General features: G+C 39.1%; 4 protein-coding genes. 1 reads left to right on the plus strand and 3 read right to left on the minus strand.

The annotated features are described in order from the left end of the window. Positions 1-1,031: NAD(P)/FAD-dependent oxidoreductase (locus ACUVXA_RS19360; RefSeq protein WP_445872933.1), on the minus strand; the 1,031-nt coding region annotated here is incomplete at its 3' end. A 496-nt stretch (positions 1,032-1,527) separates the two neighbouring features. On the opposite strand from ACUVXA_RS19360, the gene ACUVXA_RS19365 reads away from it, so the two are divergent. After that, positions 1,528-1,848, plus strand: coding sequence for a hypothetical protein (locus ACUVXA_RS19365; protein ID WP_445872934.1), 321 nt, complete (start codon positions 1,528-1,530; stop codon positions 1,846-1,848). A gap of 83 nt (positions 1,849-1,931) precedes the next feature. On the opposite strand, the gene ACUVXA_RS19370 is transcribed toward ACUVXA_RS19365, so the two are convergent. Continuing rightward, positions 1,932-2,135, minus strand: coding sequence for a hypothetical protein (locus ACUVXA_RS19370; protein WP_445872935.1), 204 nt, complete (start codon positions 2,133-2,135; stop codon positions 1,932-1,934). Positions 2,136-2,229: 94 nt separating this feature from the next. Next, on the minus strand, positions 2,230-2,499 hold the full coding sequence (locus tag ACUVXA_RS19375) for a hypothetical protein (protein ID WP_445872936.1): 270 nt from the start codon (positions 2,497-2,499) through the stop codon (positions 2,230-2,232). Positions 2,500-2,746: the final 247 nt, after the last annotated feature.

The raw sequence follows: 2,746 nt of genomic DNA on the forward strand, positions 1-2,746 counted from the left end.
TAGATTGAGAGTCCTTCCTCTGAGACATTGCCTTTGGATACGGATTCGGCTGCGGCTTCGCCTGCCAGCATTCCTGAGACCATTGCACCGTAAAAGCCTGCGCACGTGAAGGAATCTAAAAATCCCCCAGCGTCTCCTGCTACAAGAATCCCATTACCGTAAGTTCTTTCCAGCATTCTCTGATCTCTGTCGAGAGCTGACCATAGGGGAACGGTGTTCCACATCCAGGCTCTGAATTTTGCGATGTCCTCGAATCTGTCTTTCCATAATTGTGAATGTAGAAATCTCTCCAGGAAGATGGTTGGATTTTTCCTGCTTGAGACTAGAGCTCCTACTCCCAGATGGAAGCTTTCCTTGTAGGGAAATATCCAAACGTATGATCCTATATCTGCTGGAGTTAATGTTCCCCAGTAAACTTCAAATGTGTCTTGTAGACCTAGTCTCCTGATCTCCCTCTCTGGTATTGTGAAATCTAGTACCACACAGTTTTCCACATTTTCTGGTGGAAGTTTTCTCCTTACTCCGGCTCTGATTCCTGTCAGTGATTTTCCTCCATCGGCTGCCACAACCACTTTGGAATTGATTTTTTCTCCCTTCTCCGTCAGAACTCCCTTAATAGAGCCATCCTCCTTTATAACATCTAACACCGTTGTATTATTTCTGAATTCAGCGCCGGCATCCACCGCGAGTTGGGTTAGCCATTTACAGAAATCGTAGCAGTAGATGGTGTATCCTACTCGGCTGTCATCGGTGCTTCTAAAGGTGAGTTCTAATGGTGCTTCTCCTTTCTCGTTGGCCATAATCCACTTGACGCCTTTGAGCTCTCTTTCTAATGGCGCTTCTTTTAGAAACTCTAAGCCGGGCTCGTTAAACGCGTCGTGGGTTAGTATGCCTCCGGAGACTATTTTTTCTCCGGGTTCGGTTGACCTTTCCAGAAGTAAAACTTCAAGTCCTTTTTCCGCGGCAGTCTTAGCGGCAACTGCACCGGCAAATGCTGAACCAACAACAATAACATCGTATTCTTTACTCATAAAATCCTTCACCTCTTTTTTGTGGAAGGGAATATAACATATATGAAAATTTATTGTTATTAAATATGATAGTTAAATCCATTGGTTGGCAGTTAGATTATGATGGGCATGTATTTTGTTTTTTGCCTTATAAATACAAATCTATATCTGTTTATCCGACAAGTTTTGGGAAAAATCACGATGATTTTCAGTCGTAAAAGCCTCAGTCTCGTATTCAAGGGTAACTTATAAGTATACTTAAAAGCTTTAATAAGGTTAAGGATGAATCATTGTAATAGATAATAAAGAATATTGGGAGTGTTTTGAAGAAGGCATCGGGAAGGCAGAACATGTTTGGCGAATAAAAGAAGAAGACAAGAAAAGTACAATACTGTTTTACAACCCAAGAAGCGATGAGGAAATGGACGCAGAAAGAAGGTTTACTTATTGAAAAAGAAAGGAATCAAGTCTTATGAGTTTGAGAAATTGGCGAAATTGACAAAAGGGTGACCCTTTTTTGATCCAATTGGTTCGGCATTTCTCTGTGATAAGCCCAATTTCGGAGGGTTATTTTGGAGCTAGAGTAATGAAAACAGACTACTACCCATTAAAGATTATCAAAGAAGAATCAGAAAAAAAATTCGGTAGGTCTAGTGGCAAACCGAAACTAAAAGTTTTTATAGTATGTCCTAAAGAAGGAAAAAAGGTCGAATACCGATGTGGTTACAATCTATGTGAATTCTGGGGAAAATCAGTGTTGGGTATATGTTTCTGCTGCCACAAAAGAGCAAGTGAATACACCATAATTAAAAGAGAGGTAGAAGTGGAAGATAAATAAAAGATGATGGAACCAATTATGATGAAGTTGATGCCGAGTATAATACCTATTCTGGTCATTAACCAGTCCACTACTATATAGCACTACCATTCGCATTTTTTGCCTTTGCAGTAACCGTATTCCACCCAGGCTTTGGCGTTGTGTGCTCTTAATCTTTGTCCACCGTGTCTCGATGTTCTATCACTGAAACGCTGTGGCTTGGTGATTTTTCGTGCTTCAATCACTATTCTTCTTCCCCTGATCGCAGAATTCTCATCTTCATAATAGTTTATGCAAGTCTTCGCCATTTACTCTCCTCCCTCATTTTTTCCAGTTTTTCTTCTTTAATAAGCATATTTATAATGTTCCGGACCAGTTCAAAGTCCAGTCCCAGCTCGTCAGCTACATCGCTGGGATAGACGGTTTCCTGTTTTTAAAGCATTCCTGCAAAAAGTTTTCCACCTTGATTTTGGCTTCCTTCAAAGGCATTACTTTTGCATCAGCTAATCGTATAGTTATTGGTGTTTCTTCTCTTATTTGAACTAATATTTTTTTGATTTCAGCCAAGTCTAATTTTATTTTGGAAATGTCTTCTCTTATTTCCTGCAGCATTGAACTTTCATTTTCTTTACGTTTAGTAGTCTGCTGTTTTTTCTGTTTCTCAGAAGCCATCTTTTGCAACTCCAATTCTTAATCTGATCCTAATAGCTTTTTGCCGGAAATTTTAGCTTACAATGAATAAATACATACTTAGATGCAGTAGAATTATTTTGCTCTATTAAGGCTTTTTGTGCAGATTTGCATTATTTTGATTATTGTGGTTTCTAGGTTGTTTTTTAAAAAATTAGTAAAAAATGGATTTTTTTCGATTCTGGTTCTTATGTTTTGCCTGTTGTGGCTTTCGTCTTATCTGCGAGTA

The sequence above is a fragment of the Candidatus Jordarchaeum sp. genome (assembly GCF_052745115.1).